This window comes from Microcoleus sp. BR0-C5, assembly GCF_036705045.1.
GTDB lineage: Bacteria > Cyanobacteriota > Cyanobacteriia > Cyanobacteriales > Microcoleaceae > Microcoleus.
This window is the reverse complement of sequence record NZ_JAUBTR010000009.1, coordinates 94377-108189: the sequence shown is the minus strand read 5'-3', so window position 1 is coordinate 108189 and position 13813 is coordinate 94377. Positions and strand designations below refer to the sequence as shown.

The 13813-nt window shown below is 46.1% G+C and carries 12 protein-coding genes; 7 read left to right on the top strand and 5 right to left on the bottom strand.

Annotated elements, in window-relative coordinates:
- The first annotated feature begins 137 nt into the window (after positions 1-137).
- Both QUB08_RS06635 and QUB08_RS06630 read left to right on the top strand, forming a co-directional pair.
- Entirely contained in the window at positions 138-2261 is a 2124-nt protein-coding gene (locus QUB08_RS06635; protein ID WP_333224013.1) for a WD40 domain-containing protein, read from the top strand.
- A 105-nt stretch (positions 2262-2366) separates the two neighbouring features.
- Positions 2367-2765, top strand: a complete 399-nt coding sequence (locus QUB08_RS06630) for a DUF2281 domain-containing protein (protein WP_333224012.1) — start codon at positions 2367-2369, stop codon at positions 2763-2765.
- On the opposite strand, the gene QUB08_RS06625 is transcribed toward QUB08_RS06630, so the two are convergent.
- Together QUB08_RS06625 and QUB08_RS06620 are read right to left on the bottom strand one after the other, a co-directional pair.
- Positions 2702-3145 carry a DUF29 domain-containing protein gene (locus QUB08_RS06625; protein ID WP_333224011.1) on the bottom strand — a complete coding sequence of 148 codons (444 nt, stop codon included), beginning with the start codon at positions 3143-3145 and terminating at the stop codon, positions 2702-2704. The two genes, QUB08_RS06630 and QUB08_RS06625, sit on opposite strands and share 64 nt — an antisense overlap.
- 97 nt (positions 3146-3242) lie before the next feature.
- Complete coding sequence (locus tag QUB08_RS06620) at positions 3243-3701, bottom strand: DUF29 domain-containing protein (RefSeq protein WP_333057277.1); 459 nt, start codon at positions 3699-3701, stop codon at positions 3243-3245.
- A gap of 201 nt (positions 3702-3902) precedes the next feature.
- Between QUB08_RS06620 and QUB08_RS06615 the strand changes: the two genes are divergently transcribed.
- Positions 3903-5048, top strand: a complete 1146-nt coding sequence (locus QUB08_RS06615) for an iron-containing alcohol dehydrogenase family protein (protein ID WP_333224010.1) — start codon at positions 3903-3905, stop codon at positions 5046-5048.
- 99 nt (positions 5049-5147) lie between these two features.
- Complete coding sequence (locus QUB08_RS06610) at positions 5148-6332, top strand: aspartate aminotransferase (RefSeq protein ID WP_190739684.1); 1185 nt, start codon at positions 5148-5150, stop codon at positions 6330-6332.
- Between the two features lie 119 nt (positions 6333-6451).
- Here the strand turns inward: QUB08_RS06610 and QUB08_RS06605 are convergent, their stop codons facing one another.
- Positions 6452-7594: a hypothetical protein gene (locus QUB08_RS06605; protein ID WP_333224009.1), complete on the bottom strand. Its 1143-nt coding sequence runs from the start codon at positions 7592-7594 to the stop codon at positions 6452-6454.
- Between the two features lie 344 nt (positions 7595-7938).
- Complete coding sequence (gene dapF / locus QUB08_RS06600; RefSeq protein ID WP_333224008.1) at positions 7939-8796, bottom strand: diaminopimelate epimerase; 858 nt, start codon at positions 8794-8796, stop codon at positions 7939-7941.
- A 312-nt stretch (positions 8797-9108) separates the two neighbouring features.
- Here dapF and QUB08_RS06595 point away from each other — a divergent pair, with 312 nt between their 5' ends.
- Positions 9109-9321, top strand: coding sequence for an Hfq-related RNA-binding protein (locus QUB08_RS06595; protein WP_333057289.1), 213 nt, complete (start codon positions 9109-9111; stop codon positions 9319-9321).
- A gap of 265 nt (positions 9322-9586) precedes the next feature.
- Here QUB08_RS06595 and QUB08_RS06590 read toward each other — a convergent pair whose 3' ends face one another.
- Entirely contained in the window at positions 9587-11902 is a 2316-nt protein-coding gene (locus QUB08_RS06590; protein WP_333224007.1) for a cation:proton antiporter domain-containing protein, read from the bottom strand.
- A 612-nt stretch (positions 11903-12514) separates the two neighbouring features.
- Here QUB08_RS06590 and QUB08_RS32120 point away from each other — a divergent pair.
- Both QUB08_RS32120 and QUB08_RS06585 read left to right on the top strand, forming a co-directional pair.
- Entirely contained in the window at positions 12515-12679 is a 165-nt protein-coding gene (locus QUB08_RS32120) for a glutathione S-transferase family protein (RefSeq protein WP_445300895.1), read from the top strand.
- A gap of 35 nt (positions 12680-12714) precedes the next feature.
- Positions 12715-13776 (top strand): NADH:flavin oxidoreductase/NADH oxidase, encoded by a 1062-nt coding sequence (locus QUB08_RS06585; protein ID WP_333224006.1) that lies wholly within the window; start codon positions 12715-12717, stop codon positions 13774-13776.
- Positions 13777-13813: the final 37 nt, after the last annotated feature.

Here is a 13813-nt window from a genome sequence, read left to right as displayed (position 1 = left end):
CCCGGTTTCTGCGTCCAGGAGTATTCATGATGAAATTAAATCTAAAAAGCAACAAGTGCAGAATATCTGGCAACCATCCGAATTATACCTACTAACATCCTGCTACACTATTAATAACCGCATCCTCACCCACATTTATGTTCGCAAAAGCAATCCTCGCTCTCGGTCCCTTAATCTCGGAAGTGCTGTCACCCATCGCCAGAAATATCGGTCACAAACTAGGAGAAACCCTCGGCAATAAATCTCAACAGTGGCTCGAATTTCTGATTCCCGATCCCAATCAGATATTCTCAGATTCGACTGAGATAGAGCAAGCAAAACAGAGTTATTCCCAAGAACTGCTCGAATACGCCAAAGCGAAAGATGCCAGAGATAACGAATTGTTAAACCTGACATTAGCACAAACAGCACGCCGCCTTGAGTTGCAGGCACAGGAAAAGGAAGACAGACTGAAGCTGGCAGCCTTGCAGCGGGATTTGATGCGGGAATTGCAAGCAAAGGATATTCAGGTCAAGCTGGCTGAAATTCAAACAATTTGGGATAAAGATACTTGGTTTTCTAAGTTGAATCGAGAGGAAACTAAGCAGATTTTACTCCAGCAGCAACATCGCCTCTTAATCTTACTATCACCGCCCAAAATTAGCAAGCGATGCCCGGAAACCTTCTGTGAAGATTTGCCCATTGAAATGAGAAGTGTGGGAGATTTTCTCAGACAGCATTATCCTCAACAGGATGTCTTACGCCCAGTTAAGTTTTATAGCGACTATTTCACTGAGTCGATTGGTGATATTGATGTGGAACGCTTGCAGCGAATTTTATCTCCGGTTCCTACTACAATTTTATATAGCGATATCAGCGACTATGCGGTAACTTTTCGCGTCGGCTTTTGGGGATTCCTGAATAATCAGGAAGTCTCCCTGTTTTCTACCAAAGTTTTTGACTGGGAAGAGGCAAAAGATGCACTTCTAGCCTCTGGGGTAAGTGAGAAAAAAGCCCTCCGCATGATTCGGCAGTTGATTGTAGCCATTCACAAATTGCTGGCGGGATTTTTAGCAGATTTGTATTATCTCAATATTGACCCCGGCTATGAACCTCAGTTGTTTAATTTAAAGGATGAATTGGCTGAAGATGGATTAGCAGAAGAGTGGGTGAAACCTTATTTTGATATTCTTCAGGATATTCAGCGGCGACAGCGAGAACAGTATGAACAGGAGTTGAAAAAGCTGATTCAGCAAATAGAGGCTGAAGGTCAATCTCAAGCATCTGCCAAAGCTGAAGCACAACGCCAACAACAAATACAAGAAGCGTCTGCCAAAGCTGAAGCACAACGCCAACAACAAATAGAAGAAAAAATCATTAGAAAAGCTCACTCCTTCAAATGTGTAAAAACTCTTAATGGCGTAGCTATGCCCTCTGTTGATTGCGTAGTTATTAGTCCAGATGGCAAGACGTTGGCTAGTAACAGCAGTGGAAATTGCAGCAAACTTTGGAATCTCCATACAGGAGAGCTGATTCGTACTTTTTATGGGCATTCAGGTGCGGTTAATTGCGTTGCTATTAACCCTAATGGAAAAATCTTAGCTAGTGGAAGTTATGACAGAACAATTAAGCTGTGGAATCTAGAAAATGGACAAGAAATTAGCACTCTGAAGGGTCACTCAAGTTTAATTAGATCTCTTGTTTTTAGTCCAGACGGACGAACTCTTGCTAGTGGCAGTCAAGACAATAGTATCAAACTATGGTATCCGAAAAACTGGCAGGAAATTTGCACTCTCCCTAGGCATTCATCCTCGGTTTATTCTGTCGCTATCAGCCCGGATGGACAAACTCTTGCTAGTGGCGGTCATGACAAAACTATTAAACTGTGGAATCTAAAAAATGGACACACACTTTGCACTCTTAGAGGGCATTCAGAGTCGGTTTCTTCTGTTACAATCAGCTCGAATGGACCAACTCTTGCTAGTGGCAGTTATGACTATACTGTAAAGCTTTGGAATCTGAAAACTGGTCAGGAAATTCGCACTCTCAGAGGGCATTCAGACTATGTTAATTCTGTGGCAATTAGCCCGGATGGACAAATTCTTGTTAGTGGTAGTGGAGACAGTACAATCAAACTGTGGAATCTACAAAATGGAGACACAATTTTTACTCTCACAGGACATTCAGCCAAGGTTAATTCGGTCTGTTTTAGCCCGGATGGAAACACTCTGGTTAGTGGCAGTTCTGATGGGAGTATCAAAATTTGGCGGTGTGATGGGTGAACTAACAGGGAAAGATGAAAATTAGGGCGCGATTTGCCAATATGGAACTACAAAACTTGACTGCGTGAGAAATAAACCGAGAAACACTTAAGGAAAGTAATTTAAATGTCAGAAACAATTAATTTTGAGCAAGCCGTGTTAGAGAATCTGCGACAGTTACCAACGGATAAACAACAAGAAGTGCTCGACTTTGTACAATTCTTGGTGCAAAAAGCGGAACAGAAAAAGCAGTTACCCAGCGAAAGTTCTGAGTCTAACAGTTCGTCAACAACCGCACCTACTCTCAAGCTATCACTTAGAGAAATTGCTAGCCTGCCACTAGCAGAACGCCATAAAATACTAGCACCATTTATACCTGCTACAGCCGAAGATTTTTTGACATATCCTGAATTAAGCGAGTTTTCGGTACTCGATGGCGAAGACTGGGAGGATGACAGAATTCAAAAAGTCTCAAAACTATATTCATCCTCAAAAACTTCAGACCAAGCAAGTGAGGTTAATTGACATTTTTTACCCATTTCATCCTGGGCATCTTTCACCGCAACTTGAAAACATTTCTCCCAGATAGACTCAATAAAATCACGATTTAAACTAGGCATTTCTTCTTGACTTTCTTCAATCTCTCGCCGCGCCGAACGAATACTAATAGCCCAGCTAGCCGTTCGTTTTTCAGGTTGATTTTTCCATTTAATAATATGAAGCATTAAACGAATTAACTGGCTTTTTAATGCTCGTTTTTCGGTTCTCCCCATTGCTTCAATTAAAGATTCTAAACCTGCCGTTGCTTCCATAGATTTTCCTTCTTTGAGAAGTGTCTGGACTGTGACAGCCGTTTGATAATGAGAACACACTGCTAACCAGTCCCAATCTTGTTTAGTCAGCATTCTTATTTCCTTGGAATTGCCTATATTGCTAAATTTATCATAAATCAATAGTTATGGCAATCGGCGGTTAAATCCAGATTTCGTATCGATCTAAACTTTAATTTTCTTCATCGTTATCAGATAAAGTATATTCTTCCTCAAAAACTTCAGACCAAGAAAGGGAAGTCAATTGACATTCAACTTTCCTCATTTCGGTGTTAGCCTCTTTCACTGCTGCTTGAAAACATTTATCCCAAATAGATGCAATAAATTCACGATTTAAACTAGGAACTTCTTCCTGAATATCTTCTATTTCTCGGCGTGCGGATAGAATGCTAATAGCCCAGCTAGTAGTTTGTTTTTGAGGTTGAGATTTCCATTTAATAATATGAAGCATTAAACGAATTAACTGGCTTTTTAATGCTCGTTTTTCGGTTCTTCCCATTGCTTCTATTAAAGATTCTAAACCTGCCGTTGCTTCCATAGATTTTCCTTCTTTGAGAAGTGTCTGGACTGTGACAGCCGTTTGATAATGAGAACACACTGCTAACCAGTCCCAATCTTGTTTAGTCAGCATTGCCCTATCCTTGAAATTGCTTATATTCCTAAATTTATCATACCGATCGCCCCTCAACTGGGTCCTCCCATCCCCCAACAGCCCAACAATACTTAATAAAAACTTTATAAAACTTACCATTTCCGCATAGATTAGAGTTATCCTAGAAAATCCAGCAATCCTGCAAAGCGTCAACCTTCTCGTCACTTATCCAGTGGTTCGATGACTCAAACCCAAAGCACCAAAACCGCCACCGCAACTGCAATTTATTCCTTGACAATTGCTCCAGCCTGTGTATTGCGGGGTCGATCGGCGATCGCACAAGCCGGAGATGCGATCGCCAGTTTCGGAAAGCGGCCGTTAATCGTCGGCGGCAGCAACTCCCTCGCCGCCGCCCAACCGTACCTGCAACCAATCCTCGAACAGCAGCAGTTAAAATCCGCCGAAACAGCCTACGGCAAGGATTGCAGCGAAACCAGCCTCGAAACTCTCCGCGCAGCAGCCCAAACCCATCAAGCCGACTTCATCATCGGTGTCGGCGGTGGCAAAGCCTTAGACGCAGCCAAACTCGTCGCCCATCAGTGCAAAATCCCGATCGTCACAATACCCACATCAGCAGCCACCTGTGCCGCTTGGACAGCCCTTTCTAACATTTATTCAGAACAAGGTGCATTCCAATACGATGTCACCTTAGCCAGATGTCCAGACTTATTAATACTCGACTACGGCTTAATTCAAACCGCACCACAGCGGACATTAGTAGCAGGAATTGGAGATGCGATCGCCAAATGGTACGAAGCATCAGTCAGCAGCGGACACTCCGAACAAACCCTGATAATTTCCGCCGTTCAACAAGCTAGAATACTGCGCGATATTTTATTCCAAAAATCAGCCGCCGCCCTCAAAGAACCCGGTAGCGAAACCTGGCAAGAAGTCACAGATGCAGCCGTATTGCTAGCAGGAGTAATCGGCGGAATTGGCGGTGCCCAATGTCGCACCGTCGCTGCCCACGCCGTCCACAATGGTCTAACTCATCTATTAGCAAGTCACGGCACATTGCACGGGGAAAAAGTCGCCTACGGCATTTTAGTACAACTGCGACTAGAAGAAATGCTGCAAAACAATCAACTCGCCGCTAGCGCCAGACAGCAACTGTTAAAATTCTACGCCGAGATTGGATTACCCCAAACTTTAGACAACCTCGGACTCGGAGACATTACCATAGCAGAATTGCAGCGCGCCGCCGATATCGCCTGCAATCCCAATTCCGACATCCACCGACTGCCTTTTAAAGTTGTTCCCCAACAATTAATGGCAGCGATGGTTTCTACCACCGCACCTGTGGGAGAATTAAAGATTAAGAATTAAAACAGTTTGTAGTAAGGACTAAAGTCCTGAAAAGGCTGTGCTAGCAAGGACGAAAGTCCTTACTACAAACCAGGAAAACTGACAACTGACAAAAAATAAATGACCTTGGATTGGATTACCCCTGCTGACAGGTTGCAAAAACTACCGCCCTACGTATTTGCCCGTCTCGACGAACTCAAAGCCCGCGCCCGCGAACAAGGACTCGATTTAATAGACTTAGGAATGGGAAACCCCGACGGTGCCACTCCTCAACCAGTAGTAGAAGCCGCCGTCGCAGCCATCCAAAATTCTGCCAATCACGGCTATCCACCCTTTGAAGGAACTGCCAGTTTCCGCCGTACTATTACTAAATGGTACAGCCGCCGCTACAACGTTGAACTCGATCCAGAAAGCGAAGCATTGCCTTTGTTGGGTTCTAAAGAAGGTTTAGCACATTTTGCGATCGCCTATATCAATCCAGGGGACTTAATATTAGTACCCAGTCCCGCTTATCCCGTATTATTTCGCGGCCCGATTATCGCCGGTGCAAAAGTTCACAACATCATCCTCAAACCAGAAAATGACTGGGTAATTGACTTAGCCGACATTCCCGACAGCGTAGCCGAACAAGCCAAAATACTCTATTTCAATTATCCCAGTAATCCGACTGGAGCAACTGCACCCCGCGAATTTTACAAAGATATTGTGGCTTTCGCACACAAGCATCAAATCTTGCTGGTTCACGACTTGTGTTATGCGGAATTAGCCTTTGACGGCTATCAACCGACAAGTTTATTAGAAATTCCCGGCGGTAAAGAAATCGGTGTCGAATTTCACACGATGTCCAAAACTTACAATATGGCCGGCTGGCGCGTCGGTTTTGTAGTAGGAAACAGCAAAATTATCCAAGGTTTGCGGACATTAAAAACTAACCTAGATTACGGTATATTTTCCGCATTGCAAACAGCAGCAGAAACAGCACTGCAATTGCCCGACAGTTACTTGCACGAAGTGCAGAATCGTTACAGGACTCGCCGGGATTTCATGGTGGAAGGATTGGCAGAATTAGGGTGGAATATTCCTAAACCTCTGGCTGCAATGTATCTTTGGGTTCCCTGCACTCCGGGCATGAGTTCGACTGATTTTGCCCTGAATGTTTTGCAGCAAACGGGTGTTGTGGTGACTCCTGGCAATGCTTTTGGGCCGGGCGGCGAAGGATATGTGAGAATTAGTTTAATTGCAGATTGCGATCGACTGGGAGAAGCATTGCGGCGCTTAAAACAAGCAAACATTCGCTATCAATAGTCATTGGTTATTGGTTATTAGTCAGTAGTTATTGGTTATTTGTGGGTTGTTAGTTGTTAGTTGTTATTGCTTATTTGTTGGTGATAATAACCAATTATCAACTGACAACTGACAACTGACTATAACGTTTTAATTTGCTCAATCACCCAGTCAAAAGTTTCCATAACTTGCTTGAGGGCAGATTCATCTTGCAAAGTAAACAAAGCCAGACTCGGCGACCTTCTCTCACCCGGTTCTATAGGCAGCGACAGACCGATCGAACTCAGCTTACTTCTCAATTCCAGCCAATTTTCTTCCGCATTAAACGGCGGCCCGGAACCGTAATTGTCAGCAGAAATCTCCATTCTGCCAGCAATATCTACAGTGAATAACTGATAGGGTTTTCTTCCCTTTTGAGGCAATTGAGCGGAGAAACCGCCGTAGGCGTCCCCCGTTCCCCAGTGGATTTGAACTTCGGGTTCTTGACTTTTTGCCCAAAGGTAAATTGCTTTTGCCATTTGCGCCTCGTCCGCGCCTCGTCTAGCTTTGATTTCCGCAAAAAATGAAGATTCATCCCAGCGCCTTCTTTCGCGCGTTGCGCTGGATTTTTTCTGCTGTGCTTCCGCTGTCTGACCGATCACTCTGGGAACCAGCGTTTTCAAACCATCTTCACTTACATACTGCTTAATTTCCAGGGCCAAAACTTCAACCGGGTCCATTTGTTCGTTGAGAAATTCGACAACTCGGCGCATTTCAGCGGAAATCTCGTCAGCTACAAACACTAAGCGAACTTTACCCGCTTGCAAATTAGTTTTAACCTTCTGCCAAAATCTTTCTTCATTAGCATTTGCGCCGAGAAACTCTTCAAAAATCTGTTCAGGATCGCGACCCCGATCGCGACAATTAGCTTCAAACAGAGCAATAATTGAATCGACCGGCCAGTAAACCAAGGCATTAGCAGCATAGTCGATCGACTGACCCAAAACTTTTTGCCGCAGTTCGGCATTAGGAGTTCGGCGGACATCCACCAAAGTAGGAACGGCATTTTGGTCGAGAAACAAATGATCCAGCGACCACTGCACCGCTGTTTCCTCATCGCTGGGTGCAGCTTCCCGCGAAATTAACAGCCACCTCCGCGCCGTCGCCCGATCGATTTCGTCTCCCGCGATCAAATTGGGATAAGTTACTAGCAATTCTTGTAACTGGTCTTCCGAGTCGTAGGGCTGTTCCATCATTTCTACCAGCCTGTCGTCGTCCTGAATCAGATAAATACCTCCAGCCATGCCAGCCCACCTACTTAATTTTAGATTTTAGATTTTAGATTTTAGATTTTAGATTTTAGATTTCAGGCTTAGTCATTAGTCCTGCCGTCATGAGTGATTGGTCATCAGTCCTGCCGTCCCGCCGTCATGGGTCATCAGTCATTAGTCATCGGTCAGAAGGAGTTTTTTGTGGAATTGACAAACAAGAAAAATTCTTGAATTCAAAATTTTTCTTTAATTATGAAGAATGCTCAAGGACTAATACCTTGCGCCTTGTGAACTCATTGGCTGAAGACTGATTACTGATGACGGATGACCAATGACGGCAGGACTAATGACTACTGTCAACTGTCAACTGTCAACTGTCAACTGTCAACTGTCAACTGACTAATACAACCAGTAAATACTCGCTGTGCCGGCCCGGTCATGTAAATCCGCCCAGAAACTTCTGCCCATTCGATTTCCAAAACGCCGCCTGGGAGTTCAACCGCAGTTGCCCGATCGCACTTCCCTACCAACACCCCAGCTACCACAGCAGCACAAGCACCAGTCCCACAAGCTAGAGTAACACCCGCGCCTCTTTCCCACACCCGCATTTTTACATAGTCTGAACGTATCACTTCAATAAATTCCGTATTGGTACGCTGCGGGAATGCTTTGTTGTGCTCGAATTGAGGCCCGACAGTTTCTAAAGCAACAGCCGAAACATCCTCTACAAAAGTAATGCAGTGAGGATTGCCCATGCTGACGCAGGTAACAGACCAAGATTTATCAGCAACTTCGATCGACACATCTATAGCTTTGGCATCCGATGCGGCCAAAGTTGTCGGAATTTCCGCAGCCAGCAGCCGGGGAACTCCCATATCCACCTTAACCTGACCGTCCGATCGCAATTCGGGGCTAATCACACCAGCCAGAGTGTGGATGCGGTACTGAGTTTTTGCCTCTGACCCTTCCAAATCGGCGATAAACTTAGCCAAACAGCGAATCCCATTGCCGCACATTTCCGGTTCAGAACCATCGGAGTTAAAAATCCGCATCGTATAGTCAGTGTCGTTTTGACCCGGAAGAGCAAATATCACACCGTCTGCGCCAATCCCGAAATGTCGATCGCACAAATCCACAGCTTGTTCTGGCGTGATCACCGGTTCTGACGAGTGGCGGTTGTCAATCAGAATAAAATCATTTCCCAGTCCGTGATACTTCGCAAACTCGATCGGCATAAAAACAAACCTCTTTTGGTTAAAACTGATTAGATAATTTGATGACCAAATTACCCATTTCCCCGTATTATAAAACTTTATGCAATTTATAGTCCTTTCTACTAAAATATCAACAAATATAATTTTTATAACTCTACAGGGATATCTAATTAATGCTGATGTCAATGGCTGAATGAATATCGGTCGAAAAGTAACCGCCAAGGGGTTTCTCTCTCATCGGGTACAGGCAGTTGTAATTGCGGCAGTAAGGGTTAAACGGTATAAACAGAAGAATATGGTTTAAGGTAATATTTGACTATATTTTTCTGAACTATGTCTGAATTTGAAACCGGATTGCCCAGCGTTCGCTTAATACAAAGCTACATCAAAGACAAACAACAGGTGGAAATCAAACTCCTGACCGGCGACTTAGTAGCGGGCAGAATTTTTTGGCAGGATAATAGCTGCATTTGCCTCCTCGATCCCTCAGAAACACAAATTCTGATCTCGCGGCCAGCAATTGCTTATCTCAAACCCAACGGCTGAGGAGAGGGGGAAAGTGGGAGAGAGGGAGAGGGGGGGAGAGGGAGAGGGGGGGAGAGGGAGAGGGAGAGAGGGGGAGAGGGAGAGAGGGAGAGGGGGGGAGAGGGAGAGAGGGAGATGGGGAGATTGGGAGATTGGGAGAGGGAGACAGTAGAAAAAATCTTCCTTCTTCCCTCTTCCTTCTTCCTTCTTCCTTCTTCCCTCTTCCTTCTTCCCTCTTCCTTCTTCCTTCTTCCCTCTTCCTTCTTCCTTCTTCCCTCTTCCTTCCCTAATCGCTAAACAGCTTTTCGCTGACTTGGATCTTGACCAAAGGCAGCTTTAAAGCAGGTTGTGGCACAGGCGGTGAGGCCGTCCGCTGCATCAAGCCGAGCTCGTAGAAGCCGCCGCACAGCAGCAAACGATCGCCTTCTTGCAAATTGCTAGTTCCGTCGGGCCAGCGAGTAAATTTCCCTTCCCGGCGGATCGCCCGCACCTGCACCCCGTACTGGCCGAGCACATCTACCTCTGACAGTTTTTTGCCGGCCCAAGGACTTTTTGCTGGCAGCCTCAGCCACTGGCAAGAACTGTCGCCCTGCGGGACTGCAACTTCCCCCTTCGCCAGCAACTCAAAACTAATGAGTTCTTCCGGTTCTCCCACTACAAAAAGTCGATCGCCCGAGTGCAAAGCTGTCTTGCCGTTAGGATAATCAATTTCCTCGCCATTCTCGCGGACGATCGCCATCACGCTGACCCCTGTCAACTGTCGCAGGTTAGTTTCTTCCAGAGTCATGCTGGCGATGGGAGAACCCGACGGCAAGCTGTACCACTCGCTGTTCATATCTCGAACCGCCACTTTCAAATCCCGCGAAACCGCCAAAGGTTCGCGCGGTGGCCGCAATTCCAGATAGCGGCTGCTGCGAATTTGCTGCACTTCGCGCCCGATCGCCATTGCCGAGATGCCCATACTAGCCAGCAAGTGGGAAGACAGTTCTAAACTGGCCTCAAACTCCGGCTGCACAACTTCCCAGGCCCCCAGTTGGTAAAGCAGTTCGATGTCTTTATCTTGGTTAGCGCGCACCACAATATCCAAATCCGGGACTAATTCTAAAGCCCGCTTCAGACACAAACGAGTGCTCATGGGATCGGGAAGGGCGATCGCCATTGCTTTTGCCCGTTCCACCCGCGCTGCTTCCAATACGTGCAAGCTGGCAGCATTCCCGTAAATGTAAGGAATTCCTTGCATTCTGCACTCTTGAATTCTACTTTCAGACTCATCGATTACCACAACAGAACAGTTGCGGCTTTGCAGCATTTTGACTAAAATTCTGCCCACTCGCCCGTAGCCACAAACCACAACATAATTTTGTTCCGGCAAAGTTTCAGCTATTGCCACAGGTTGAGATGTTTCGTCAAAATAGCGCTGCAAAGGCCCGAAATTTTCCGCCCATTTCAATAACTGTGGCACGCTTCTCAATACAAACGGAGTCAGCACGAGGGTGACGGCTGTCGTTCCTAAAATTAACAGGTAAACGTTCCGCGAAACCAGCCCCATAGCTTGGCCGGCACTAGCGAGTACAAAGGAGAATTCTCCTATTTGAGCTAAGCCCAAACCTGCGATTAATGCTGTTTTTAGCGGATAGCCAAATAGTCGGACGATCGGCGTTATAATCAAGAATTTGCCGACAAATACTATAAATACCAGTCCCAGAATTACTTCTAGATGGTTCCACAGAAACACCGGATCGATTAACATTCCGATGGTGACAAAAAATAAGGATGCAAAAATATCTCGCAAAGGCTCGACATAAGTTAGAGTTTGGTCGGCATATTCCACCTCGGAAATCATTAAACCCGCCACAAAGGCGCCCATCTCGATCGAAAAACCCAAATATTCTGTCAGTAGCGCAATCCCTAAAGCCAAAACCACAACTCCCAGCAAAAACAGTTCCCTGCTTTCTGTTTGCGCGAGGTAGCGCAACAACTGCGGTACGATCCAAATGCCCGCGACTACAGCACCGGCAGCAAATAACCCGATCCGCAGCAGGGCCCACGCTACCGTCATGCCGATCTCTTCTGCTGGCTGGTTGAGTGCGGGCAAAACTGCTAGCATTAGCCCCAAGGCCAAATCTTGAACTACTAATATTCCCAGCATGACTTGACCGTGGGAAGTACCGCCTTCATTGCGCTCCATCAAGCACTTGAGTACGACTGCTGTCGAGGAAAGTGACAGAATCGCTCCTAAAAACACGCCTTGAGCGGGCGATTCTACCCACCCTACCGCCAAGGAAATTGCAGTAGTAATGGCGATCGTCAGCACAATTTGCAAGCCCCCCCCGCCCAAACTAATGGCTTTTACTTTCTGGAGTTCGGCGAACGAAAATTCCACTCCCAAGGCAAATAACAGAAAGGCAACCCCGAATTCAGCCAGGGTGTCTACCTGAATTAATTCTTTAATCAGCCCCAAACCTGCCGGCCCAACTACGATCCCTCCCAGGAGGTAGCCGAGAATTACCGGCTGTCGCAACAGCGATGCAAAGAGTCCTCCTGCTGCGGCAGCAGCGAGAACTAGAACTAAGTCAACGATCAGTCGGAAGTCTTCTTGCACAAGTTTATGAAAAAAGTATAAAGTTATATTATAGTGTCTAATGTGTTGACTATGTTTAGTAGGTTAACTGTAGTTGGGGAGCAAGGACAACGGCCACACTTGACCCAGGTATTTTCTCATGGCACAGAGTTCAACTCCTCACAAAAAGCTTAACCTCTTGCAAGTTTATCGAGGGATTGCGACTGTATTAGTGGTAATGTTTCACCTGAACGAGATGAGCGCCGAGAGATAAAATCAAGTTACGTTTTTTAATTTATTTCAGGCAGGGTGGAGCGGTGGTGATTACTTTTTTGTATTGAGCGGTTTTATCATGGTGTATGTTCACCGATCGGCGATCGCTAAAAAGGATTAGTTAAAATTGTTTTTATTTATGCAAGCCCTGCTTGCGGATTTACCCGATATACTGGATAATTACTGAGACACTTTTGTGTTTTTTTATAGTAATTCCCGGTTTTGCTAACAATAAAGATTTAGGTTTTAGACCAGTAATTTTGTCGTTGCTCTTGATACCTCAAAATGACAAGTCCATTCGGGATGTAGGTGGGACAAAGCTGCCGTCGCACCTGTAAAAACTGCACTAGAGGCGATCGAGTCCCTAACTGACACCCATATTTGCTCGGTGACGAACTGAGCATTGGCGATTTCTACGTAATTCGGGTCTTCACTTACCTATCGCAGACCCCAGATTACGAAGCAACGATCGCGCAAAGTTCAAGGCTGCAGACTTGGTGGAATGAGGTCAGTCAACTTCCCAGTGTAAAGAAAGTCTGTGCTTAACATCTGTGCATTTTATAACTCAGGGGTTTACAACCATGCCGCATTTATTTGAGCCATTCGATCAACGTGGCGTTAGCTTCCGAAATCGCATTGCAGTTTCTCCCATGTGTCAATATTCAAGCGTTGATGGCTTCGCGAATGATTGGCATTTGGTTCATCTCGTCAGTCGAGCCGTAGGAGGGGCAGGGCTGGTGATGACTGAAGCAGCGGCAGTCGAGCCTGAAGGACGAATTACGCCGCAAGATTTAGGAATCTGGCAAGACAAACACATTGAAATGTTGGCGCGAATTGTCGAGTTAATTCACCGCAACGGTGCAGTTGCTGGAATTCAACTTGCTCATGCAGGTCGAAAAGCCAGTACAGCGCCTCCGTGGGAAGGCGGCGACGTGCTTTCGGAATCTCAAGGAGGATGGACTTCGATCGCCCCTAGCGCCATTCCATTTGAACCCGGTAGCCCCGCCCCGATCGCTCTGAGTATCGAAGAGATTCAGAAGCAGACGACACTCTTTGTCAGCGCAGCCCAACGCGCTCTCGCAGCCGGATTTGACGTAATAGAGATTCATGCGGCTCACGGCTACCTACTGCATGAATTTCTGTCTCCCTTGAGCAATCAACGGACTGATTCCTATGGCGGCAGTTTTGAGCATCGCATCCGGTTTTTATGTGAAGTCGTGCAAGCGGTGCGAAATGTTTTGCCCGATCAAACACCGCTTTGGGTTCGCATCTCTGCAACCGATTGGGTTCCAAATGGTTGGGACATTGAACAAAGTATTGCACTCAGCGATAAATTAAAGTCACTGGGCGTTGATTTAATCGATTGTTCATCAGGCGCAATTGTACCGGGTGAAAAGATTCCGACGGGTGCAGGTTATCAAACTATTTTTGCCGATCGCATTCGACGCGAAGCCAACATCGCCACCGGAGCAGTTGGTATGATTACTGCACCCGCGCAGGCTGACCAGATCATTCGTACCGGTCAAGCAGATATGGTATTACTTGCCAGAGAAATGCTGCGCGATCCTTATTGGCCGATGCGGGCTGCGAAGCAACTACGTCAATCCGTGCCTGCTCCTATTCAATACGATCGGGCTTGGTAATTAAGCGAATTTGCGATCGAGTTTAGGTCAGCCGATT

Excerpts from the sequence above, each read along its gene's own strand:
- QUB08_RS06625 (WP_333224011.1), bottom strand. The coding sequence starts at position 3,145 with ATGCTGACTAAACAAGATTGGGACTGGTTAGCAGTGTGTTCTCATTAT.
- QUB08_RS06615 (WP_333224010.1), top strand. The coding sequence starts at position 3,903 with ATGACTCAAACCCAAAGCACCAAAACCGCCACCGCAACTGCAATTTAT.
- QUB08_RS06605 (WP_333224009.1), bottom strand. The coding sequence starts at position 7,594 with ATGGCTGGAGGTATTTATCTGATTCAGGACGACGACAGGCTGGTAGAA.
- QUB08_RS06610 (WP_190739684.1), top strand. The coding sequence starts at position 5,148 with ATGACCTTGGATTGGATTACCCCTGCTGACAGGTTGCAAAAACTACCG.
- QUB08_RS06635 (WP_333224013.1), top strand. The coding sequence starts at position 138 with ATGTTCGCAAAAGCAATCCTCGCTCTCGGTCCCTTAATCTCGGAAGTG.
- QUB08_RS06595 (WP_333057289.1), top strand. The coding sequence starts at position 9,109 with ATGTCTGAATTTGAAACCGGATTGCCCAGCGTTCGCTTAATACAAAGC.
- QUB08_RS06585 (WP_333224006.1), top strand. The coding sequence starts at position 12,715 with ATGCCGCATTTATTTGAGCCATTCGATCAACGTGGCGTTAGCTTCCGA.
- QUB08_RS06620 (WP_333057277.1), bottom strand. The coding sequence starts at position 3,701 with ATGCTGACTAAACAAGATTGGGACTGGTTAGCAGTGTGTTCTCATTAT.
- QUB08_RS06630 (WP_333224012.1), top strand. The coding sequence starts at position 2,367 with ATGTCAGAAACAATTAATTTTGAGCAAGCCGTGTTAGAGAATCTGCGA.
- dapF (WP_333224008.1), bottom strand. The coding sequence starts at position 8,796 with ATGCCGATCGAGTTTGCGAAGTATCACGGACTGGGAAATGATTTTATT.